At 65.4% G+C, this 22,469-nt stretch carries 25 protein-coding genes; 17 read left to right on the forward strand and 8 right to left on the reverse strand.

The features are described from left to right. Nucleotides 1–60: 60 nt before the first annotated feature. Nucleotides 61–942 (reverse strand): hypothetical protein, encoded by an 882-nt coding sequence (locus LWC34_RS23560; protein ID WP_233727319.1) that lies wholly within the window; start codon nt 940–942, stop codon nt 61–63. Between the two features lie 231 nt (nt 943–1,173). Between LWC34_RS23560 and rplM the strand changes: the two genes are divergently transcribed. The 10 genes from rplM (at nt 1,174) to LWC34_RS23610 (ending at nt 9,850) form a co-directional block, all read left to right on the forward strand. Continuing rightward, entirely contained in the window at nt 1,174–1,617 is a 444-nt protein-coding gene (gene rplM / locus LWC34_RS23565; RefSeq protein ID WP_233727320.1) for a 50S ribosomal protein L13, read from the forward strand. Next, nucleotides 1,614–2,153, forward strand: a complete 540-nt coding sequence (gene rpsI / locus LWC34_RS23570) for a 30S ribosomal protein S9 (protein WP_233727321.1) — start codon at nt 1,614–1,616, stop codon at nt 2,151–2,153. Before rplM ends, rpsI begins: the two co-directional genes overlap by 4 nt. A gap of 72 nt (nt 2,154–2,225) precedes the next feature. Further along, a complete protein-coding gene (gene glmM, locus LWC34_RS23575; protein WP_233727322.1) occupies nt 2,226–3,560 on the forward strand; it encodes a phosphoglucosamine mutase in 1,335 nt (444 codons plus the stop codon). A 387-nt stretch (nt 3,561–3,947) separates the two neighbouring features. Then, nucleotides 3,948–4,556 carry a hypothetical protein gene (locus LWC34_RS23580; RefSeq protein ID WP_233727323.1) on the forward strand — a complete coding sequence of 203 codons (609 nt, stop codon included), beginning with the start codon at nt 3,948–3,950 and terminating at the stop codon, nt 4,554–4,556. 126 nt (nt 4,557–4,682) lie between these two features. Next, nucleotides 4,683–5,012 carry a hypothetical protein gene (locus tag LWC34_RS23585; protein WP_233727324.1) on the forward strand — a complete coding sequence of 110 codons (330 nt, stop codon included), beginning with the start codon at nt 4,683–4,685 and terminating at the stop codon, nt 5,010–5,012. Nucleotides 5,013–5,016: 4 nt separating this feature from the next. Further along, entirely contained in the window at nt 5,017–7,245 is a 2,229-nt protein-coding gene (locus tag LWC34_RS23590; RefSeq protein WP_233727325.1) for a hypothetical protein, read from the forward strand. Between the two features lie 11 nt (nt 7,246–7,256). Further along, complete coding sequence (locus LWC34_RS23595) at nt 7,257–7,793, forward strand: hypothetical protein (protein ID WP_233727326.1); 537 nt, start codon at nt 7,257–7,259, stop codon at nt 7,791–7,793. Between the two features lie 20 nt (nt 7,794–7,813). Next, nucleotides 7,814–8,140, forward strand: a complete 327-nt coding sequence (locus LWC34_RS23600) for a hypothetical protein (RefSeq protein WP_233727327.1) — start codon at nt 7,814–7,816, stop codon at nt 8,138–8,140. Next, nucleotides 8,127–9,554 carry a WXG100 family type VII secretion target gene (locus tag LWC34_RS23605; protein ID WP_233727328.1) on the forward strand — a complete coding sequence of 476 codons (1,428 nt, stop codon included), beginning with the start codon at nt 8,127–8,129 and terminating at the stop codon, nt 9,552–9,554. Before LWC34_RS23600 ends, LWC34_RS23605 begins: the two co-directional genes overlap by 14 nt. Next, nucleotides 9,551–9,850: a hypothetical protein gene (locus LWC34_RS23610; protein ID WP_233727329.1), complete on the forward strand. Its 300-nt coding sequence runs from the start codon at nt 9,551–9,553 to the stop codon at nt 9,848–9,850. The genes LWC34_RS23605 and LWC34_RS23610 overlap by 4 nt, the downstream gene beginning before the upstream one ends. On the opposite strand, the gene LWC34_RS23615 is transcribed toward LWC34_RS23610, so the two are convergent. From LWC34_RS23615 to LWC34_RS23625, 3 genes are read right to left on the reverse strand one after another with little or no spacing between them, the layout of a single operon-like run. After that, the gene (locus LWC34_RS23615; protein WP_233727330.1) at nt 9,824–10,633 is read right to left on the reverse strand and encodes a dienelactone hydrolase family protein; all 810 of its coding nucleotides are present in this window, start codon (nt 10,631–10,633) and stop codon (nt 9,824–9,826) included. The two genes, LWC34_RS23610 and LWC34_RS23615, sit on opposite strands and share 27 nt — an antisense overlap. A 37-nt stretch (nt 10,634–10,670) precedes the next feature. Next, a complete protein-coding gene (locus LWC34_RS23620; RefSeq protein ID WP_233727331.1) occupies nt 10,671–11,210 on the reverse strand; it encodes an eCIS core domain-containing protein in 540 nt (179 codons plus the stop codon). A gap of 4 nt (nt 11,211–11,214) precedes the next feature. Beyond that, entirely contained in the window at nt 11,215–11,508 is a 294-nt protein-coding gene (locus LWC34_RS23625; protein WP_233727332.1) for a hypothetical protein, read from the reverse strand. Nucleotides 11,509–11,768: 260 nt separating this feature from the next. On the opposite strand from LWC34_RS23625, the gene LWC34_RS23630 reads away from it, so the two are divergent. The 5 genes from LWC34_RS23630 (at nt 11,769) to LWC34_RS23650 (ending at nt 18,090) form a co-directional block, all read left to right on the forward strand. Beyond that, the gene (locus LWC34_RS23630; protein ID WP_233727333.1) at nt 11,769–13,154 is read left to right on the forward strand and encodes an NAD(P)H-hydrate dehydratase; all 1,386 of its coding nucleotides are present in this window, start codon (nt 11,769–11,771) and stop codon (nt 13,152–13,154) included. Nucleotides 13,155–13,179: 25 nt separating this feature from the next. After that, entirely contained in the window at nt 13,180–13,323 is a 144-nt protein-coding gene (locus LWC34_RS23635) for a hypothetical protein (RefSeq protein ID WP_233727334.1), read from the forward strand. Between the two features lie 54 nt (nt 13,324–13,377). Continuing rightward, nucleotides 13,378–14,895: a carboxylesterase/lipase family protein gene (locus LWC34_RS23640; protein WP_233727335.1), complete on the forward strand. Its 1,518-nt coding sequence runs from the start codon at nt 13,378–13,380 to the stop codon at nt 14,893–14,895. An 84-nt stretch (nt 14,896–14,979) separates the two neighbouring features. Then, a complete protein-coding gene (locus LWC34_RS23645) occupies nt 14,980–16,551 on the forward strand; it encodes a carboxylesterase/lipase family protein (protein WP_233727336.1) in 1,572 nt (523 codons plus the stop codon). Nucleotides 16,552–16,563: 12 nt separating this feature from the next. Continuing rightward, nucleotides 16,564–18,090 carry a carboxylesterase/lipase family protein gene (locus LWC34_RS23650; protein WP_233727337.1) on the forward strand — a complete coding sequence of 509 codons (1,527 nt, stop codon included), beginning with the start codon at nt 16,564–16,566 and terminating at the stop codon, nt 18,088–18,090. A 610-nt stretch (nt 18,091–18,700) separates the two neighbouring features. Here LWC34_RS23650 and LWC34_RS23655 read toward each other — a convergent pair. Both LWC34_RS23655 and LWC34_RS23660 read right to left on the reverse strand, forming a co-directional pair. Beyond that, nucleotides 18,701–19,051: a DoxX family protein gene (locus tag LWC34_RS23655; RefSeq protein ID WP_233727338.1), complete on the reverse strand. Its 351-nt coding sequence runs from the start codon at nt 19,049–19,051 to the stop codon at nt 18,701–18,703. Next, a complete protein-coding gene (locus tag LWC34_RS23660) occupies nt 19,051–19,344 on the reverse strand; it encodes a hypothetical protein (RefSeq protein WP_233727339.1) in 294 nt (97 codons plus the stop codon). Before LWC34_RS23660 ends, LWC34_RS23655 begins: the two co-directional genes overlap by 1 nt. Before the next feature lie 60 nt (nt 19,345–19,404). Between LWC34_RS23660 and LWC34_RS23665 the strand changes: the two genes are divergently transcribed. Next, nucleotides 19,405–20,307, forward strand: coding sequence for a LysR family transcriptional regulator (locus tag LWC34_RS23665; RefSeq protein ID WP_233727340.1), 903 nt, complete (start codon nt 19,405–19,407; stop codon nt 20,305–20,307). Here LWC34_RS23665 and LWC34_RS23670 read toward each other — a convergent pair. Together LWC34_RS23670 and LWC34_RS23675 are read right to left on the reverse strand one after the other, a co-directional pair. Then, nucleotides 20,272–20,904, reverse strand: a complete 633-nt coding sequence (locus LWC34_RS23670; RefSeq protein ID WP_233727341.1) for a TetR/AcrR family transcriptional regulator — start codon at nt 20,902–20,904, stop codon at nt 20,272–20,274. The genes LWC34_RS23665 and LWC34_RS23670 overlap by 36 nt on opposite strands. Nucleotides 20,905–20,959: 55 nt before the next feature. Then, complete coding sequence (locus LWC34_RS23675; protein ID WP_233727342.1) at nt 20,960–21,388, reverse strand: MarR family winged helix-turn-helix transcriptional regulator; 429 nt, start codon at nt 21,386–21,388, stop codon at nt 20,960–20,962. An 84-nt stretch (nt 21,389–21,472) separates the two neighbouring features. Here LWC34_RS23675 and LWC34_RS23680 point away from each other — a divergent pair, with 84 nt between their 5' ends. Continuing rightward, entirely contained in the window at nt 21,473–22,432 is a 960-nt protein-coding gene (locus tag LWC34_RS23680; RefSeq protein ID WP_233727343.1) for an SMP-30/gluconolactonase/LRE family protein, read from the forward strand. The last annotated feature ends 37 nt before the right edge of the window (nt 22,433–22,469 follow it).

Consider the following 22,469-nt stretch of genomic DNA (forward strand, 5'->3'; position numbering starts at 1 on the left):
CGGAAAGAAGTTCCGGCAGCGACGCTATCGCAGGCGAATGCCGCGCGCTGGCGCTTCGCGTCAGCCGCGGATCGCCCCGAGCCGTGCCCAGAAATCGTTGGAGGCCGCCTCGTCCGCCAGTGCGGTGGTCTGGTCGGCGGCTGGCAGCGGCGGGAAGTCGTCGCTCGCGGACCGGCCGCGCGCCTCGTAGCCGACTTCGAGCTGGATCTTGCCGTCCTTGCCGGGGGCCTCGCCCTTGACCTCGACCTTGCGCAGCGTGCCGTCGGCGTTCACGACGATCTTGGTCGGGAAGATCCGGCCCATCGTCTGTGCGTCAACCGTCGCGGTGATGTCCGACGGGATGGGGATCACCGAGTTGTCGATGAACGCCTTCAGGGAGATCCCGGTCCGCAGTTCGGTCGCGCCGTCGTCAAGCCCGACGCTCTGCGGGTCGCTCGGATTGCCCTTCGCAGTCTGATCCATCGCGTCGAGCAGCTTGCACAGCGTCTGCAGCCCCGCGATGGCGCAGGAGAACCCGGAAACAGGCCGGGCAAGCTCGGAGACCCATGACGTCGGCGCCAGCTTCGCGTAGCCGGGACCGAGCCGGATGTATTGCCGGTCACCGTCGGCCGGCCGGAACAGGTCGTAGTCGAAGCCAGGGTGCGAGGTGGACTTGATCTTCGTGATCAACGCGGGCGGCGTTCCGCGCATGCTGACGTTCACCTCGGAACCGGACCGCTTGTCCTTGATCACGCCGTACCGGTAGACCGTGCCCCGGAAGTCTGTCGCGTCCTTGATGTATTTCTTCACGGCGTCGACGCTCGCGTTGTACAGGCGCTGGCCTGCTGCCTTCGCGTCGGCCGGATTCGCGAGCGGCGAGCCGGTCACCGCCTGGCCACACCCGGCCACCAGAACCGCGGTGACGACTACCTTGGTAGCCAGTGCCAACCTGGTTACGCGCATCACGTCCCCCTGGAAAGAAGTCCCAGATCGGGAGGCTATCGCAGGGCCGCCCGGCTGGCCGCCCGGTCGGCTTAGAGGGGGGCGTTTTGACCCTCCGGGAGCGCACCAGGTATCTTCTATCGTTGTTGTGCGGCGCGGCGTGTGACTAGCGCGCCCTTGGTGGGTCCGACCTGCCGTGGGTCCGGCCCCGCACAGGTACCCAGACGCAAGTTTTGACGATGAGGTAGACCCGTGCCCACGTACAGCCCGAAGCCCGGCGAGGTGGCCCGCGCCTGGCACGTGATCGACGCCCAGGATGTGGTGCTCGGCCGCCTTGCCACGCAGGTCGCCACCCTTCTGCGCGGCAAGCACAAGCCGACCTACGCCCCGCATGTGGACACTGGTGACTTCGTCGTCATCGTGAACGCCGAGAAGGTGGTCCTCACCGGCAGCAAGCGGGATCAGGCCTTCGCCTACCGGCACAGCGGTTACCCCGGCGGACTCACCAAGAAGTCCTTCGGCGAACTGCTGGACACTCGCCCCGACCGGCTCGTCGAGAAGGTCGTCAAGGGCATGCTGCCGAAGAACAAGCTCGGCCGCGCCCAGGGCAAGAAGCTCAAGGTCTACGCCGGCCCTGAGCACCCGCACACGGCGCAGCAGCCGACGCCCTTCGAGATCACCAAGGTTGCCCAGTGAGTGAAGAGAACCTGACCACCGAGACCCCTGACGCCCCAGCGGCTGTCGAGGCCACTGAGGCCCCCGAGGTCGTCGCCGACCAGGCTGAGGCTGAGGTCGTCGCCGAGGAGGCCCCCGCGGCTGCCCCGGTCGTGCGCGTGCCCGCCCCCGGCGAGGTCGCTCAGACCGTCGGCCGCCGCAAGGAAGCCGTGGTCCGCGTTCGGCTGACCCCGGGAACCGGCCAGTTCAAGCTGAACGGCAAGAGCCTCGAGGAGTACTTCCCGAACAAGGTGCACCAGCAGCTCATCCGTGAGCCTCTGGTGATCTTGGACAAGCCGGAGCTCTTCGACGTGCGCGCCAACCTCCGCGGTGGCGGCATCACTGGCCAGGCCGGTGCGCTGCGGCTCGCGATCGCCCGCGCGCTGATCGAGATCGACGCCGAGGACCGCCCGGCGCTGAAGAAGGCCGGCTTCCTGACCCGTGACCCCCGGGTCAAGGAGCGCAAGAAGTACGGTCTGAAGAAGGCCCGCAAGGCGCCTCAGTACAGCAAGCGCTGACACATTCAGCCCGCGAACGGGAGCAGCAGGATTTTTCTGCTGCTCCCGTTCTGCTACTTCAGGGAGGTTTCATTGAGCCGGTTGTTCGGCACCGACGGCGTGCGTGGGCTTGCGAACGTCGACCTGACGCCGGAACTGGCCTTGGCGGTCTCCGCCTCAGCCGCCCGGGTGCTGGCCGAACACGACCGGTCGCACCGCCCGGTCGCGGTAGTCGGTCGTGACCCGAGGGCCAGCGGCGAGATGCTGCAGGCCGCGGTCGCCGCGGGCCTCGCATCGGCTGGCGCGGACGTGCTGCAGGTGGACGTCATGCCGACGCCGGGGGTGGCCTACCTGGTCGACAACCTCGGCGCCGACCTTGGCGTGATGATCTCCGCATCGCACAACCCCATGCCGGACAACGGGATCAAGCTCTTCGCCGCGGGCGGCCACAAGCTGCCGGACGACGTCGAAGACGAGATCGAAGCCGGAATGGACGCGAAACTCGACCGTCCGACCGGCGCGGGCGTCGGCCGGATCTACACGGTCCCTGACGCGCTCGACCGCTACATCGAGCACCTGCTGGCCGCGTCGCCGCAGCGTCTCGACGGCCTGAAGGTCGTGGTGGACTGCGCGAACGGCGCCGCATGGGCAGCTGCGCCGCGCGCCTACCGTGAGGCTGGCGCCGAAGTGATCGCGATCCACGCGTTGCCAGACGGCGAGAACATCAACGAAGAGTGTGGTTCGACACACATCGACGGCCTGCGCCAGGCGGTTCTCACCGAAGGCGCGGACATGGGCATCGCGCACGACGGCGACGCAGACCGTTGTCTGGCCGTAGACGCCAACGGCAACCTGATCGACGGCGACCAGATCATGGCTGTGCTCGCGTTGGCCATGAAGGACCGTGGCGAGCTCGTGCAGAACACGCTCGTGACCACCGTGATGAGCAACCTCGGCCTGCACCTCGCCATGCGCGAAGCCGGTGTGACGATCCGCACGACGGCCGTCGGCGACCGGTACGTGCTGGAGGAGCTACGTAACGGCGGCTACTCGCTTGGCGGCGAGCAGTCAGGCCACGTCCTGCTGCCGAGCCACGCGACCACCGGCGACGGACTGCTCACCGCGATGGGCCTGATGGCCCGCGTCGCCGCGACAGGCAAGTCCCTGGCTGAGCTCGCGGGCGTGATGCAGCGCCTGCCACAGGTGCTGGTGAACGTGAAGGTCGCGGACAAAGCAAGGGTCGCGAAGGCCTCGTCGGTCAACGACGCGGTCGCTGAGGTCGAGGCCGAGCTCGGAGAGACCGGCCGGGTGCTGCTGCGCCCGTCGGGCACCGAGCAACTCGTTCGAGTGATGGTCGAGGCGACGAGTGAAGCGGCGGCGGAAGCCGCGGCGAACCGCCTGGCCGGAGTGGTCTCGGCAGTCTCCTGATTAGCCCTCGGGACGGGGGCGGGCTGGTTACGCTGAGCGTGTGACCTACGGCCCGCCCCCGAACCAGAACTGGCCACCGCCACAGTTCGGGCCAGCGCCGCAACCGAAACCGCCATTGCCAGGAAATCTGGTGATGCTCGGCATTCTGGGCATTCTGCTCGGCGTCGGAAGTGTGACTGGCGGAAATGTTTTCTCACTCGTACCGGCGCTTGTGGCGGTTATCGCCGGAATCATGATTTTCGTCCGCCAACGCGCAGGCGACGCAAGCGCTTGCGGGACCGCGGCCGATGCCTCCGCCTCCGGGTTATGGCCCGCCGCCTGGCCCACCCGGCTATGGACCACCACAGCCTCGATACCAGCAGCGTCCGCCGACGTGGAGGTAGTCCAATGACCTACGGCCCGCCACCCAACCAAGGCTGGCAGCAACCGGGGTTCGGCCCGCCTGGGTTCGGTCCGCCGATGCCAAGGCCGCCAGCCCCGCCGCCGATCGTGATCGTCGTAGGCATCGTCGCGATCCTCTGGGGCCTGCTGACCGGGGGCTACTCGATGATGCAAGGAGAGATCTCCGCATTCGCCATCTGGGTGATCAACGCACTGCTTGGTCTGATCGGCGGCATCATGTTGCTGTCGAGGCAGCGCGTGGGTGCGATCCTGCTGGTGATCGCGGGTGGTCTGAACACGCTTGCGATGGTGGCAAGCTTCTTCACCCGTTACGCCGGTCAAGGAATCTATTTCCTGTACTTCGAGTTCGAGACCACCGGCGTGATGATCATCCAGGCTCTCATCGGAATCGGCCTTGCGGTCACGTCGCTGCTGCCCATGGTGGCCAAGGCGTTCGACCAACCCGGTCAGCGATCCGGCCCGTCCGGCCCTCCAGGCTACGGGCCACCGCCCGGTTATGGGCCTCCACCAGGCCCGCCGCCTGGTTACGGTCCGCCACCCGGCCCGCCTCCGCCGGGATACCAGCAGCCGCCCCCACCGAACTGGCGGCAATAGCCACGTTCACCCGTCGCGACCAGGATGACCTGGGTACATTCCTTACCGGACGAAACACGATGGCACCGATCGCGCTCCCCGCGCGTCGAAGTCGAGAACGTTGTCGAAGTGGAGTAAGGGGGAGCCATGCCGGAAGGCAAAGCTGACGTCAAGATGAATCCCGAGGAACTGAAGCTCCTGGTTCCTCGACTTGAGGACCTCAGCATCGGGCTCACTCGGCTGGTGACGCACATCAAGAACGCGAAGGTCCAGGCCAACCACTTCGGCCAGACGAACAACGCCGCCGCGGCCGGCAACTTCGTCAAGCAAAGTCTCGACACCCTGTCGGCCTCGGTGACCACCGGCCAGCAGTACGCCGCCTCGCTGGTCACCGCGCTGCAGCAGTCGGTGGGCATGACCACGCAGACCGAGCAGCAGAACAAGCAGTCGTTCAAGAACCAGGCCGAGGCGGTGTGACGACATGACACCACGCCCTGTTCAGGATGCCGCCGATCGGACTCTGAAGGATCCAGACGTCGATCAGACGACGGCGCGCAAGATGATCGACGACGCGATCGGGCGGTGGCACAAGGAACTGTCGAGCGGCAGCGGCAACGGCATCATCTATCGCCGCTGGCAGCACCACCAGGTGTCGGGCAACCGGTTCATGAAGGAGCCCTGCTGGGGCGACCACAAGGACCAGCCCGAAGGCGACATGCTGGAGAAGCTGAAGGCGATCGAGTTCGGCCCGATCCTGGAGACCGCCCGCAGGCTGACCGACTCGGCCACCTTCATGGCCGACTTCTCCGACGAGGTGAAGACGGTCGCGGGTCGGGTGGACGACAACTGGCAGGACAACAATGGCCAGACCGCGGTCGGCAAGATCAACGCGTTGGGTACCGCGTCCAAGACATATCAGGATTCGGCCAACAAGCTCGCCACCCATCTGGCCGGTCTCGCCAACGAATCCCGCAAGTGCATCCAGCGACTTGTCGATTACGCCACCGGGCAGACCGACCAGTATTTCAAGGATTACCTCGGCAACGACGAGAACGTCGATATCGCGCACTTCAGCGAGGCCATCGACCAGATCGACTTCTGCCTGAGAACAGGCAAGGACTTTAACCGGGACCCGTACAACCTGGACGTCGCCCGCAGTTCGAAGCCTGGGGTTCCTATCTGGGAGGCCATGTTCGGAATCTGGTACAACGACGTCGAAAAGGGCAGGCTGGACGCTTTCTGTGAGAAGTACAGCACCAATGTCGGGACGTTCCGCCGGTTGATCAAAGAGTGCTACGACGCCGTCGACAAGCACATGCAGAGCATGATGAACGCGTCCAGCGGCTTGAACCTTCAGCCGTTCGCCAAGCTGGACGAGCTCGCTAAGGGCGGCGGCGACCAGCCGAAGAAGCCACCGCCAGAGGACCAGCCCAAGGACAAAGACAAGGAAAAGGACAAGCCCGGTCAGGGTGGTCCCGGTCCCGGCTCCGGTGGTCCTGGCCCAGGTTCTGGTGGTCCCGGCCCTGGTTCCGGTGGCCCTGGTCCTGGTACCGGCAGCCCGCCGCCGATGCCTCCGCCCTATCCGCCAGCTCCGACCGATGGCCCGTCGGACACGACTGACCCGAGCGACGTCCCTGGTGAACCGATCGTCGACCCTGGCAAGGGCGGGCCGGCCACGGGCGAGACCGTCACCATCGACGAGGGTGGCAAGAAGATCTCGGTCACCAGCCCGGACAGCGAAGGCCACGTCAAGGTGACCGTGGATGACGGCACCGGCAAGCCGAAGACCTACGACATGGACTTCAGCCAGCCGACCACGGGAACCCCAGGCACTGGCACGCCAGGCACTCCGGGGACCGGCACCCCAGGCCAAGGGCAACAGCCAGACGGCCAGCCGGTCCTTGGGGCAGACGGCAAACCGGTGCAAACCCTGCCGGACACGGCCGGTGGCGACCCGACCCAGACGTTGAAGCCCGGCCCGGACGGCAAGATCGTGCTGGAGGACGGCAACGTCACCATCACCGCCGAGCACCCGCCTGGCCAGCCGGACGTGGTCAAGCTGACCGTGAACGACGGCACCGGCGAGCCGACGACGTACACATTGGACTACAGCGACCCGGCCAACCCGCAGGTCGGCCAGGCCGAGCCCGCCAACGCCAGGTACGAAACCCAAGAAGGACGGCACGCGGCCCAGGTCCAAGGCTTCGGAGGCTCGTTCGAGACCGACGGGCCGCGCCAGGACGTCGCCAGCGCAACCCCAGCAGCATTCGCGGGCGCTGGCACAGCCGAAGCAGCAGCGTTCGGAGGAGGCAACGGTTCAGCCGTTGAATCGGACCAGCCGTCGCAGACCACGAGCACGCAGGCCGTCGGTGACTTCGGCGTCGGCACCGGTGACGCGGGCTTCGGCGACTCGCCCTGGTCCACGCAAGGCGACCTGCTGTCCGGCGGCGACGACTTCAACCAGGTCGCGCCCGCGGCCGGGGAAGCGGGACTCGCCGCGATCCCCGATGACGGTGGCCAGCCAGCGAACCAGAACCAGGCGGCCTCTGGCATGGGTGGCATGCCGATGATGGGTGGCATGGGCGCGGGCGGTGGCGGTGGTGGCGACACCGAGCGAAGCGGCGGACAGTGGTCGGTGACGGGTGATCTGTTCGCCGACGAGAATGAGCCCGCCCGGATCGCCGGTGTGCTCGACGAAGACGTCAGGTAAGGAGTTCGCGCGTGTACGAGATCGACTACTCGGACCCTGAGGTGCGCCGCATCCTCGCCGAGTACGAGGGCGTGACGGCGCAGTTCGAGTCGGCGGCGAACGAGATCGCCATCGAGTACCGCGAGCAGACCGAGAAGATCGAGGAAGAGCACCGGCAGAAAACCGAGGAGAACCGCGAGTTCTACGAGCGGCTCGAGGCAGAGAAGCAACAGAAGGCACAGGAGGAACAGGCGCAGTCGCCGTGGACGGCGCCGCAACGGGAAACCGTGATGTCCTTTGGTGACTTCGATGATGAGCAGCCGAAGCAGGACGCGTGGTCGACGCCGACGCCTCCGATCGGTTTCCCGCCGCCACCGCCGATCCCCGATCCGGTGCCGGAAGCTGAGGCGATCCGGGCAGCGGCGCCGGAACCGGTGATGAGGTTCGGCGACTTCGATGACGAGGACGAACCGGTGCGCCAGCAACCGCAGGCGCCCGCGTCCGGCGGCAGGCGCCGGGCGCAGGAAGACGACGACGAGGACATGTCTGGCCAGAGCTGGCTGCGCTGAACCTGGTGTGGGGGCGATGAATGAAGGACAGGCTTGAAGTCAATCACGAGCTTGTCACCGCGATCAGCAAGGAGATGGCGGAGTTCGGCGCCGCGTTGGCCGCGGCGCGGGCGTACGCGCAGGCCGACAACGGGTTGACTGCGGACAAGTTCGGTGTGATCGCGGCACGGACCGGCGTCGGCCAGACGTACACCAAACTGCGTGAGACCTTGCGTGGCGTGTTGGACAAGGCGACGCCGACTGTGAACGCACTCGCCGAGGCGTTGGCCACGGCGCAGCAGAAGACCGTCGAAGCGGATGCCGAGGTAGCGGCGCGGATCAGGAGCGCGGGCAATGACCTCCGATGACATCACTGCTCCGCTGAAACCGGTCAACGCCAAGGACATTGACTCGACGACCGAGTTGCTTGAGACGTTCAAGTGGTTCAAGGACAACCTGTCCACGCGTACCGGCCGGTTCGGTGAGCTCTACCAATGCTGGAATGGCCACCCGGCAAGCAAAAACGGCGCGCGTGGGTGGGCGGCGCGGCCGTGGAACGGCGAAGACGACCGGATGGTCGACGATCTCGGCGGGATCGATTTCGGCCCGATGCTCGGCGACATCGAACGTTTCGGCAATCTGCGCGCGTCGAGCGATGAGATGCGCGGCACCGCGGACTCGATCCGCAACCGGCTGACCGACGCATGGTCCGGGCCCGCGGCTGAGACCGCGGTGGAAAAGCTTGACCAGTTGGGCAAAGCGTCGACGAAGTTCCGTGACACGCTCAACCAGTTCGCAGCCGCGCTGGATGGTGCTCGTACCACAACAAAAGAAGCGATCACCGAGCTGAAAACCGCTGTGGGCAGCCAAGTTAAGACGTTCACGCTGTCCGAAGGCGTTGATCTACGGCGCCAGCAGGTCGATCGGCTCGATGTCGCGGTCGCCGGCGGGCCGCCGTTCGGTCGGCCCATTCCGATCGAGGAACTCACCCGTCCGTCCACAGTAGACCTCAATGAGGGTGGGGTCGGTGGCCACTGGTGGAGCAACGAGACCATCAACGCGCTGGATGCCATGTGCGACAGCTACTTCAACGCGATCTCCGCACTACGCAAGCTGATCGGTGAGACCACGACCGCGATCGCCAACTCGTGGACCGCGTTGAACGAAGCCCTGAAACGAATCCAGGCCACCACCGACCTCGACCCCTTCGGCAAGATCACGGGATCGGCGCCAGCCAAGCCTTCGCCACACATCGGCATCCACTCGCAGTCCGCCGACCGCGTCGGCGTCACGGTCGACGGCAAGCGGTACGAGATGGACTTCGGCAGCAAACCGGAACAACCAAGCGCGCCACCGCAACCAGTCAACCCAGCCACAGGCGCCGGGTCAGGCGGTGGAGGCGGAGGTGGTGCTTCCGAAGGCGCCGGGTCAGGTGGCGGCGGAGGAGGTTCCGCAGGCTCCGGTTCAAGCCCACAACCGCCACTCCCACCAGGCTCGATGGCCGGAATCCAAGCCCCAGCCGCGCACGACGGCACCCCCGACGCGCGACCCGCAGGGCCACCGGCAGGTGCGCCAGCGGGCGGGCCGCCAGCAGGAGCGCCGATGGGTGGCATGCCCATGGGCGCGATGGGTGGTGGCGGCGGTCAAGGCGGTGACCAGGAACGACAGAGCAAATGGCGTACCCAGGGCGACTTGTTCGACGACGCCGTGGAGCTGGCAGTCCCCATGGTGATCGGTGACGACGACCCGTACGGCGCCTTCGGCCCGAAGGGGAAGCAATGATCGACGAATCCGACCCGGCCGTCGTCGCCATGCGCGCCCAGTTCGCCGAGATTTCCGCACGACACCGCGCGGGCGTCGCGCAGTCCGTCGCCGAGTACCAGCAGGGCGAGGCCGCGAACAAGGCGTACCAGGACGAAGTGGCACGCCGAGAAGCCGAACAAGCCGCAGCCAAACCGCCAGAACCAGAGCCCAAAAACCCGTGGCTCAGCCGTCGCAACGCACCCCGGCCAGCAGCGCCCCCTGACGATGGCGAAGAGACCGGCTACTACTCAAACACCTGGATGCAGAACCGGTGACTCGAGGATCTTGGCGCCCTTGATGTCGTTGTCCAGCAGCTCGTCGTAAGCGTCCGTGCCGGTCAGGTGCTTGAGGAAGAACGCGGTCAGCAGCGCGCGCGAAATCCGCTGGGTCTTGCGTTCACCCTTGCCCGCCAACAGCAACTGGCTCCAGTGCCGCCCCTCGGTGAACCCGAGGTGCCCGGCTTTCGGCAGCTCACGGACCTGCACCGGCCCAGCCCACCAGCGCGCGATCAGCTCGGCGTTGCCGACGGGCGGCGCGACCAGGTCCAGCCCGGCCGTCAGGTACAGCCCAGGCATCCGGCAGTGCCGTGCAGCGTCGACCGCGGACGGACGCGACTCAGCGGCCGCCAACGTGGCCACCGCCCGAATCCGCGAGTCCTCAGCCGCGGCCAGTACCGCGCTGCCGCCGCCGAAGCAATGCCCGGCAAGGCCCAACCGATCGGGTGAAACTTTGACCTGCCCGTCACCCAGCTGAACGGACACCAACGTCTTCAGCGCGGCCAGCAGATCGGCCGCGAACAGCCGATGCGACCCGAGCGGACCCGTGTGGGTGCTCGGCGCCGCCACGACGATGCCGTGCGTGGCCAGGTGGCGCAGCAGGCCGTGGTAGCGCAGCGGCGGCTGCAGCCAGCCATGGCCGAACGCGATGGCCGGCAAGCCATGGCCTGACGTGGGCGTGAACAGCACTCCGGGCTGCCCGGCCAGGCCAAGGTCACCCCGCAACACCGAGTGCGGGCCGGGAAGTGCCAGCTCGTAGGCCAGCTGCTTGGCGCGTGCCATGGGGCGACGTTATCCGATGGCCCCCGGACGCACCTGATCACCCACGCTCGGCCGTCAGTTTGTCGGCAGCCGCGTGCGCCGCACGCTCGTCATGGTCGTGTGGGTCGCTCACGGACAGTCCAGGCGAGACCTCCGTACCCGCGACGGGCCCGGCGGACTGTTGGAGCGTGTGCGTCACCTCGTGGGCCAGCGTGTGATAGCCCTCGGTACTGCTCGGGTTGTAGACCCCGGAGTTGAAGAAGACGTCATTGCCCGTGGTGAACGCACGCGCGCCCAACTGATCCGACAGGTTCGCGGCGGCGGAGTCCGTATGCAGCCGTACGTCGCCAAGCGACTGGCCCAGACCGCTTTCCATTTGGGTACGCAGCTGGGCGGGCAACGGACTGCCGCCACCGAGCCGGCCACGGATCTGGTCGGCCACGTTGTCACCGGGAAGCCCTTCGGATTCGCCCGCGATGAGCCGCGCGATCATCTGGTTGCCGCCAGCGAAGACGGCGTCTTCTTTGGCGTTGGCCACAGGTTCGGTGCGCGGTGGTTCGTTCACCTGCTCTTTGGCACGGATCCGGTCAGGCTCCATGGAGTCAGGCTAGGCGCCCCGGTGCCCATTTCATACGGATCGCGATGACCAGGACCCTGCGGTCCGGGAATGCACGGTAGACGGTGACGACGAAGTTGCCCGGTTTGGCGCCCCTTCGGGCTAGGAAGTCCTCGGCGCACGCCTGGGTGTACATGGTCAACCACGCCTCCTTGTTCTCTGGCTTCTGGCTGAAACACCAGCCTTGGTCGTCGACGGTCTCGGTGTATTCGTGAACCCGATTGGATTTGCTGAGTTCACGGCGGTATTCGATGTCATGGGTGTAGTTCCAGGTGCTCACGGTGACCGGATGGTCGACCTTGGTTTTACTGGTAACGATTCCCAATCCCGCGACTCCAAGCCCCCACCCCGTGTCCACCGTTCCGGAACACCGTGTCCACCGTTCTGGAACACCGTGTCCACCATTGCGACACCATGAAATTCCCCCGGCCCCGCCTGCCTGCGATCTCTGTATGCCGGAAAGTGCCTTTCGGTGTGCCGGAACGGTGGACACACCGTGTTGCAGTGGTGGACACGGCGGCAGGACGTACGGTTGTCGATATGCGCGGAGTGTGGACAACGGACCGGGTGAAGGCCGCCGAGCAGCAGCTGTTCAAGACCGTGCCGGAAGCGACCCTGATGCGGCGCGCAGCCTTCGGTGTCGCGGTCTGCGCCGCGGAGTTCCAGCCCCGGAAAGTCCTGCTGCTCGTCGGCGCGGGAAACAACGGCGGTGACGCGCTCTGGGCGGGCGCTTTCCTGCGCCGCAGGGGCATCGCGGTCGACGCGTTCCTGCTGAAACCCGAGCGTGCGCACGCCGAAGGGCTCAAGGCCTTCCGCCGGGCGGGTGGCCGGATCGTCACCGAACCCGGCCCGGCGGACGTGGTGATCGACGGGATTGTCGGTATTTCCGGAAAAGGCCCACTACGCCCGGAAGCCGCCGACCTCGTGGCCCAGATCGACGCCCCGATCATCGCGATCGACCTCCCCAGCGGCGTCGACCCGGACACGGGCGCGGAGGACGGCCCGTGCGTGGACGCGGACATCACCGTCACATTCGGCGGCCGCAAACCCGTGCACGCCTTGAGCCCGAGGTGTGGTGTGGTCCGGGTGCTCGACATCGGGCTCGCGGAATCCTTGGGCGAGCCGGACTTCGGGATCATCGAGCGCCTCGATGTCGCCGACGCGTGGCCAATCCCTGGTCCCAAGGACGACAAGTACACCCAAGGTGTCACGGGAATCGCCGCCGGATCGGCGACGTATCCCGGCGCCGCGGTCCTGTCGGCCAGTGGTGCCGTGCTCGCGACCTCCGGGATGGTGCGCTACGCCGGGACAGCGGCCGAAGTCGTGAGCCAGCGATGGCCGGAAGTCGTTGCCACAGGGGCAATTGAGGACGCTGGACGGGTCCAGGCCTGGGTCGTCGGCCCGGGAATCGGGACAGGCACGGCAGGTCGTGAACTGATGCAGTACGTCCTCGGCGTCGGGGTTCCGGTTTGTGTTGACGCCGACGGGATCACCCTGCTGGCAGAACACCCGACCCTGTGGGATCATCGCGACCCGGACACGCCGGTTGTCCTTACACCACACGACCGCGAGTTCGCCCGGCTGGCGCCACTCGGCAAAGACCGTGTGGCATCAGCGAAATCACTTGCTCGGCGCGTCAACGCGGACGTTCTTCTCAAGGGCTCCAACACAATCGTCGCGGCGCCGGATGGTCGCGTGCTCGTCAACCAGTCGCCATCAGCATGGTTGGCCACGGCTGGCTCAGGTGATGTCCTGTCCGGGATTCTCGGCGCTGTCTTGGCTGCCGGCGTCGATCCATGGCTCGCTGCGGGATGCGCGGCCTATGCCCACGCCCACGCGGGAACCATCGCTGCTGATGGCGCGCCTGCCCCGGCGTCGATGATCGCTGCCGCTTTGTCGGACACGATCCGCTGGCTGCGCGGCTGATCATTCTGGCGAGAATCTTGCCTTGGTGATCTTGCCGATCCAGGCGAAGGTGCTCGACGCGCCGGCGAGAAACGCCAGGCTGGCGATGTATACCGGGATTTTCAACGTGTTGTGGGTGATCGTGACCGTGCTGATGATCGTGCGCCCAGGCTCGACCACCGGCGCCTGAGAGTCATACCTGAAGGGGAAGCGGGCGCACCGGTCGGAGTGCCAAAGTGGATGGGTGAAATGGCGAGGATTGGTACTGACAACGATTGGTCTGCTTGGGTTGCTGGCCGGTCCGGCGAATGCCGCGCCAGCAACGCGCGTTTTCACCGACCGTGGCCCTGTCCAGGGCGCGATGACCGGAGAAGTCCGTTCGTTCCAAGGGATTCCGTTCGCCAAGCCGCCGGTCGGCGCACTTCGCTGGCGTGCACCACAACCGGCGGCCCGCTGGCGGGAACCGTTGGACGCCACCAAACCGCGCGAGTTCTGCGCGCAACTTCCCGGCTTCGGGCCGTCCGAGTCGGTCAATGAGGATTGCCTGTATCTGAACGTTACGACACCCAGGCGGGTGAATCGGCCGCTGCCCGTGATTGTCTGGTACCACGGCGGCGGCTTCACCAGCGGCGCCGCGACCCAATACGACCCGGTCAAGCTGGTCACGCAAGGCAACGTGATCGTGGTGACGGTCGCATACCGGCTCGGCCCGTTGGGCTATCTCGCAACGCCAGGGCTGACCGCGGAGGCTGGAAACCAGTCCGGGAACTACGGTTTCCAGGATCAGCTGGCTGGATTGCGCTGGGTGCAACGAAACGCGGCTGCGTTCGGCGGAAATCCCGGCAACGTCACGATCTCCGGCGAGTCGGCCGGTGCCGCGAGTGTGTGTGACGTGATCGTGTCGCCGTTGGCGAAGGGCCTGTTCCAGAAGGCCATCGGGCAAAGCTTCAGCTGTGTCGAGGAAACGACCACACCGCAACAGGCTTACGCGGCAGGCGCGCAGCTTTCGTCAACCGTCGGTTGCGCGGATGTGGCTTGCTTGCGGGGCAAGCCGGTCAAGGACCTGTTGACCGCGTGGCCAGGCGGGGCACCGGTTGTCGGTGGACGTGAACTGCCGCTGCAGCCACCGGATGCGATCAGGCAGGGCAAGTATCACCGCGTGCCGCTGTTGTGGGGCAGCAATTTGGACGAGATGCGGTTGTTCGTCGGCCTGACGTACGACGGCGCCGGAAAGCCCGTGACCGTGGCGCAGTACGAGCAGGTCACCAGGGATACGTTCGGCCCGGCGGCGGACAAGGTGCTGGCCCGCTACCCGGTCGGCAACTACGCCAGCCCAAGCATCGCGTTGGCGACGTGGCAGACGGACGTGCCCGGGCACTTGTCCACCTGCGGCCACATCAACACCTACAACCTGTTCAAGACCGGCGCCCCGGTGTACGCGTACCAGTTCACCGACCGGACAGCACCGTCCATTGTCGACTGGCCGAACTTCGACGAAGGTGCCACCCACGCCTTCGAACTGAACTACCTGTGGAACCGCCTCTTCGGGCAGCCTTTCACGCCAGCGCAGGAAGCATTGTCCAAGAACATGGTTCGCTACTGGACGACGTTCGCGCACACCGGCAACCCGAACGGCTACGGTGTGCCGGGATGGCAACGGTACAAGTCGGAAGGTGACGTCCAGGAGCTCGGCCTCGCCAGGATCGCGCCCAAGAACCCGGCTCTGGAAAGCAACTGTGAATTCTGGGCTGGACTGGGTTAACCGTCCGATCGGTTCGATCGCCGGTGCCGGAGTCCTACCCGATGGGGAGGCTTGCGCCGCAGCCGTTCCTGCCATGGTGGACGGGTGAAATGGCGTGGAGTGGTACTGGCGACGATTGGGCTACTGGGGTTGGTGGCTGGTCCGGCGAACGCTGGACCAGCCACTCTCGTGTTCACCGACCGCGGTCCGGTCCAAGGTGCGGTGACCGGAGAAGTTCGTTTGTTTCGGGGAATTCCGTTCGCCCAGCCGCCGGTCGGCGAGTTGCGCTGGCGCGCGCCGCAGCCCGCCAAGCGATGGCGGGAACCGTTGGACACCAGCAAACCTCGTGACCCTTGCGCGCAACCTCCCTTGCTGTTGCCGGAGATGTCCGTCAACGAGGACTGCCTGTATCTGAACGTCACGACGCCCAAGTGGATGAATCGACCGTTGCCGGTGATGGTGTGGTTCCACGGCGGCTACTTCCTCGCCGGTGCCCCGACCGAGTATGACCCCGTCAAGCTGGTCACCCAGGGCGACGTGATCGTCGTGACGGTTGCCTATCGGCTCGGCGCACTCGGCTACCTCGCGACTCCTGACCTGACCGCGGAGGCCGGAAACCAGTCGGGGAACTACGCTTTTCAGGACCAGCTCGCCGGATTGCGCTGGGTGCAGCGAAACGCGGCCGCGTTCGGCGGGAATCCGGGCAATGTCACGGTCTTCGGTGAGTCGGCCGGTGCCGCCAGTGTCTGCGACATGGTCGTCTCGCCGTTGGCCAAAGGCTTGTTCCACAAGGCTATTGGGCAGAGGTACAGCTGCGACCGTGACACCATGACCCCGCAACAGGCTTACGTGGCAGGCGCGCAGCTCTCGTCGAAGGTCGGCTGCGCGGACGTGGTTTGCCTGCGGGACAAGCCTGTCAAGGACCTGCTGACCGCGTGGCCAGGCGGTATGCCGGTCGTGGGTGGACGCGAGCTGCCGTTGCAGCGGCCGGACGCGATCAAGCAGGGAAAGTACAACCAGGTTCCGGTGGTGTGGGGCAACAACCAGCACGAGGGTCGGCTGTTCGTCGGGATGCAGTACGACGGCGTGGGCAAACCCGTGACTGTGCCGCAGTACGAGCAGATCACCAGGGACACGTTCGGCCCGGCCGCGGACAAGGTGCTGGACCGCTACCCGGTCGGCGACTACGCCAGCCCGAGCATCGCGTTGGCCACCTGGCAGACGGATTCTCCTGGCGTGATGTCCACGTGCAGCCACCTCAATGCTTACACGCTGTTCAGCGCCAAGGTTCCGATGTACGCCTACCAGTTCGCGGACCGGACAGCGCCGGTCATGTTCGACTGGCCGAACTTCGACGAGGGCGCCATGCACGGCTCCGAGTTGAACTATCTGTGGAACAGGGTGTTCGGCCCGCCGTTGAACCCGGTGCAGGAAGTGTTGTCCAGGACCATGGTTCGCTACTGGACGACGTTCGCGCACACCGGAAACCCGAACAGGCGTGCGGTGCCGGAGTGGAAGCGGCACAAGTCCGCAGGTGACGTCCAGGAGCTCGGCGTGCCGATGGTCGGGCCGAAAAACCCTGCCTTGGAAAGCAACTGCGCCTTCTGGGCGGCACTACAACCTTTAGTAGCTACCAGGTCATACCAAAGTTCGACGCGCCCGCGCACCCACCGCTGAGATGCTGGAAAAGTGAAATGGCGAGGACTAGTACTGACGACCATTGGTCTACTGGGGTTGTTGGCCGGACCGGCGAATGCCGCCCCGGCCACGCTCGTCTTCACTGATCGCGGTCCCGTAAAGGGTGCCGTATCGGGGGAAGTCCGTTCGTTCCAAGGGATCCCGTTCGCCAAGCCGCCGGTCGGCGCACTTCGCTGGCGCGAGCCGCAACCGGCAGCTCGGTGGCGGGATCCCTTGAACGCCACAAAACCGCGCGAGATGTGTGCTCAACTACCTGGAGACCTGCCGGATGAATCGGTCAATGAGGACTGTCTGTATCTGAACGTCACCGCGCCGAAGCGGGTGAATCGGCCGTTGCCGGTGATGGTGTGGTTCCATGGCGGCGGCTTCGTTTCCGGCGAGCCGGGGTACTACGACCCGGTCAAGCTGGTCACGCAAGGCAAAGTGATCGTGGTGACCGTCGCGTATCGGCTCGGTCCACTTGGGTATCTGGCGACGCCAGGGTTGACCCGGGAGACTGGAAACCAGTCGGGAAGCTATGGTTTCCAGGACCAGCTGGCTGGTTTACGTTGGGTGCAGCGAAACGCGGCTGCGTTCGGCGGGAATCCGGGCAATGTCACGGTCTTCGGCGAGTCGGCCGGTGCCGAGAGCGTATGCAGCATGATCGTCTCGCCTTTGGCCGAGGGACTGTTCCACAAGGCCATCGGCCAGAGCTACAGCTGTGATGCTGCTATGTTCACGCGTGCGGAGGCGTACGATCACGGCGCCGAAGTCTCATCAAAGGTCGGCTGCAGGGATGTGGCGTGCCTGCGTGGCAAGCCGGTCAAGGATCTGTTGACCGCGTGGGGTCCCCATGGCGGCCCGGTCATCGGCGGACGTGAACTGCCGTTGCAGCCGACGGACGCGATCAAGCAGGGCAAGTACAACCACGTTCCGGTGATCTGGGGCAACACCCTGGACGAGGCACGGATGGACATCGGAAGCTTCTTCGTCGGCAGTGGAAAGCCCGTGACCGTCGAACAGTACGAGCAGTTCACCCGCGCGGACTTCGGCCCGCTCGCAGATCAGGTGCTGGCCCGCTATCCAGTCGGCAACTACGCCAGCCCAAGCATCGCGTACGCGACACGGCTGAGCGACGCGAGGAACGTGCTGGCGACCTGCGATCACCTCAATACATACAAGTTGTTCAAGGAAGCCGAAGTCCCGGTGTACGCGTACCAGTTCACCGACCGGACAGCGCCTGTCCTGTTCGACTGGCCAAACTTCGAGGAAGGCGCCGCCCACAGCTTCGAGTTGAACTACCTCTTCCACAGGCTGTTCGGCAATCCACTGAATCCAGCACAGGAAGCCTTGTCCAAGAACATGGTCGGCTACTGGACGACGTTCGCGCACACCGGAAACCCGAACAGCAGTGGCACACCGGAATGGAAACGGTTCAAGACAGATGCCGACGTCCAAGAACTCGGACCGACCAGGGTCGCCCCGAAAAACCCAGCCATTGAAAGCAATTGCGCCTTCTGGGCGGGATTACGGCGTTAGATCGCGCTCGGATACGCCCAGTCGTGGAATCGCCACCACAACCAAATATCGGCGCGACACCTCCAACCTCCTTCCTCCCATCAGGTGGCCTGATGGGAGGAAGGAACGCGGGTTTCCCAAGCATCGCCCCGAAACTGTCGCCTTTGCGCAGGCCTTGGGACTGTCGGGCCCTTGCGCGGACGGCTGAGAGTGCCGGTCCTTCGCTTTGACGGTCCGAGAACTGTCGTACCTCTGGGGTAACGTGAAGATCAGGGGCTCCCCTGGTGGCGGGGTTTGTCGCTCTGGAATGTAAGAGACTTGCCCTCGCCGGACGGCAGACCGCCCAGAGGGAATGTTGTCCTTTCAGCTTGCATTCTTCGGTTGTGGGTGGGGCGGGCGTGCCCTCCGGTCCGGCCTGCCTCACGGAACCACGGTGCGTCAAGGAGCCGGTATCGCCCCCCGCTCGGAGCTGGGCTGCGTTAGCCGACCCCCTGACACCCCGTGGTTGGACAAGCCCAGGCCGAACCGGAGGGAACACCCACGAAGCACCCCTCTGGGCTCACGCCCCGGGGCAACCAACCGGCCTCAAACACTGATGCCAGCCAACCGGATCGCCACACCCAGCCAGGAATTATCCGTTGATAGCGAGGACGAGCGTTGCGCTTGCCGATGCCAGGTACGCGCCCGGGTACACAATGTTGTGGTAGACGCTTGCCTTGATGTGGATGGCCATCGCGCCAACGAAGAACGCCACCAGACCCGCCGCCGCCGCGATACCCAACGACTCGAATCTGGCGAGTCCGGCGACGAGGCCGAGTGCACCGGCAAGTTTGAGGAGGCCGAGGGGGAGGACCCAGGAGTGTGGCAGGCCGAGCTCTGTTGAGTTGGCGACCACGAATTTCGCTCGGGTGAAGTCGGCGATCGCGGCGTAGGTGTTCATCGCGATCGTGATCACGGCGACGATGACGTGAGCCGTGGACATCAGAGCATCCGGTAGGCGCCGAGGAGCTCAAACGGCTCTGGCGTCGGAGCCACGGTGGCCGCCTTTGCCACCGTGGACTGTAGTTCACGTGCGGCTTCGATGCCGGGCAATGGGTTTTCGACGCCGTCGGCGATGTCCAGCAGGGCGATGAAGTCCTCGCCGCTGCGCAGGTAGGCGTACCGGATACCTTGCGGCTGCTCGATATTCAGAGCTTTGAAGGCGGCGTGGACCGCATCTCTCACCGACGAAACTTCGGTCAGTGGGACGGTGTAGCGAATCATCAGATGTGCCATGCCATAACCGTGGTCCGGCTTTCGGGTTGCGTCTAATACACGTATCCATAACCTGATGGCATGGATGTGGACACGCGGCTGCTTCGCTACTTCGCCGCGGTTTCTGAGGAAGGCAACCTCACCAGGGCCGCGGAGCGGCTCTTCGTGTCCCAGCCTGCTCTGACCAAGCAGATCAAGCAGCTTGAACGGCGCATCGGTGTGCCGCTGTTCACGCGCTCGCGCGCCGGGATGGCCCTCACCGAGCCGGGAAAGACGTTGGCGCGCCAGGTTCCGAGCCTGCTGACCGACTGGGATCGGGTGTTACGGGACACCAAAGGCTCGGCCAGTCGGGCCGCGCGGATCCTCCGGGTTGGCTTTCTTGCCAGCGCCGCCAATGAGGCCACTCCGGAGATCATCGCGGCCTTCACCAAGCTTCGACCGGGGTGGCGGGTGGAGATGCGGCAGGCCACGTGGTCGAACCCGAGTGCGGGCCTCGACGATGGCGATGTCGATGCCGCTCTTCTCCGGATTCCGTTCCCTGGCCAGGAAAACTGGCAGGTGAAGATCCTGCTCAGCGAGCCTCGGCTGATCGTCTTGCCGTCCGCGCATCCGCTCACCGCGCGTGACCGGATCGACTTCCGCGATCTATGGGACGAGCCATTCGTTGCGGCACCGGCGGAAACCGGTTGGTGGCGTGATTACTGGCTTGCCACGGAAGAACGCGAAGGTCGTGAGCCACGGATCGGCGCCGTCACGGAAACTCCGGATGATTGGTTGAGTGCCATCGCCAATGGCTACGGAATCGCGCTCGCTCCTGAGTCCTCGGCACGGTTCTACGCGCGGCCGGGCGTGACATATCGACCGGTCGACGGGGTTGCCCCGACCGAGGTCGCAGTTGCGTGGGCCGACGCCGGCAACGCTGTTGTCGGCGACTTTGTTCAGTGTTGCCTAAGCGCGTTTGACACCAAGAGTCATCAGGCGTGACACGTATGCCGCGAGTTCTTTCGGCGTCCACGGTTGCTTTTCCACGATCAGCATCCGGCCGCAGCTTTCGCAGATCGAGGCGAGCAGTTCCGCCAGAACCGGGGCTTTGCGTTCGGTGTCTTCCACGTTGATGGTGCCCAGGTACATCACCACCAGGTCGCGTAGCCTGCCGAGGATCGTCTCCCGCGCCGCGCGAACTCGCTTGGCCACCGGGGAATCGGAGGTACGGGACGACTCGAACACCACTCGCCACGAGTCGGGGGCCTCGGTCGCCGCGACCAGGAAAGCCTCTAGGCCTTGACCTATCAGCGCTTCCAGGTTCTCGAAGTCCGGCATCTTCGGCAATGCCGCGATCACGGCGTCGAAGAGTCGTTTCTCCTCCCTGCCGAGCAGGGCGAGCAATAACTCGTCGCGGTTGCGGAAGCATTCGTACACCACTGGTTTGGTGACTCCGGCCGCGTCCGCGACCGCTTGCATCGAAGTTCCGCGATAGCCGTGTGCCAGGTAGACCTGCAGCGCCGAGTCAAGAATGAGGGGCCGTCGTTTTTCCGGGCCCAAATGCGCCGCCCTTCGGCGGACCGCCCTGTCTTGCGCCACCGATCGAACTTACAGTATCCCCCGCATGAGTGATGGCATTACCACGCCGATTTGTCTACGCCGACAGCGCCTTGACGGCCCTGGCCAGCAAAGATCGCAAAGTTTTCGCCTCGTCCTGACTGAACTCGGCCGCCAGCGCCTGCTCAACGGCGACCGCCCGTGCATCTGCCTCGTCAAAGGCGGCCTGACCGGCGTCGGTCAGCCGTGTTTCCAACATGTTGCGATGCCACGGATGCGGCGTCCGGACGATCAGTCCGGCCGATTCCAGGTTCTGCAGGATCGTGGTCATCGTCTGCGGGGTCACGGCGCACAGCCGGGCGAGAGCGGCGGCTGAGATCCCGGGATTGTCGTTGAGGAACAGCAGGGTGGAGTACTGCGGGACGGTCAGTCCGCTCGGCTTCACCGCGACCTGCTTCGCGGACGTCAGGGCATCCACCGCCGCCTTCAGGTCGGCCCCGAGGCGCTGCTCGATCGGCATCCGCATATCAACATCCTACTTTCAATTAGAACATTGACCAATATCAGAACCCTGATTAACGTCTGAGTCCTGAAGGAAGGAGGGGTTCGAATGAAGAGACTTGGTCTGCTGGTCCTCACTGGGCTGCTGGCGCTCCCAGGCATGTCATCAGCGCAGGGGATGGAGTTAGCCTCAGAGTCAGGGGCGGCGCCTGGGGCCGTGCTGCCGACCGGGACAGAGCAAGCGGCCGGAGCCACCGGAATGCCGAGTCTGATCAGCGGGATCGGTGACTATCTCCACCCCGAGGGCGTGGCGTGGGATCCGACCAGGGACGCCTTCCTGATCACTTCGACCGTCCGCAACTCCATCTCCGTCGTCGGCCGTGACGGAAAGCCGCAGACACTGGTGACCGAACCGGCGATGCCAAGGCCGCTCGGCATCCGCGTCGACGTCCCACGCAACCGCATCCTGGCCGCGTACAGCCAAGGCCTTGGCATCTTCGAGCTCTCCACGGGCCGGACGCTGCACCTGGTCACGTTCGGCAAGGCGCCTAACGACCTGGCGGTCGACTGGTCCGGCAACGCCTACGTGACCGACCCTGAGGGCGACACCATCTACAAGGTCGATGTGAACGGCATCGCCACACCCTTCATCACCGATGCGCGCCTGTCCGGTGGCCTCGGCATGAACGGGGTCGTCTGGCACCCGGCCGGATTCCTGTTGGTCGTCCACTACACGAACGGCAAGCTGTTCAAGGTCACCAGGAACGGCATAACAGAAGTCGCCATGAACAAGTCGCTCATCGGTGCCGATGGCATAGCGTTCCAGCGCGACGGCTCGCTCGCGGTCGTGACCAACAAGATCTCCGTACCCGGCGAGGACGCCGTGACCGTGCTCCGGCCATGCGGCCTCTGGGAGAGCGCGGTGGTGACGCAGCACACACCAACGGCAATCACCGCGCCGACCACCGCCGCAGTCACGCCATACGGCACATATGTGGTGCACGGCCGGATCGACTGGCTGGTCAACCAGGGCAAGCCGTCTCAGGAGTTCTTCATCAGCAGGATCTAGAGCGCGCGACGTAACAAACGTGTGCGAGCATTGGCGA

It is taken from the genome of Kibdelosporangium philippinense, assembly GCF_021390435.2.
In the GTDB taxonomy this organism is placed as follows: Bacteria; Actinomycetota; Actinomycetes; order Mycobacteriales; family Pseudonocardiaceae; genus Kibdelosporangium; species Kibdelosporangium philippinense.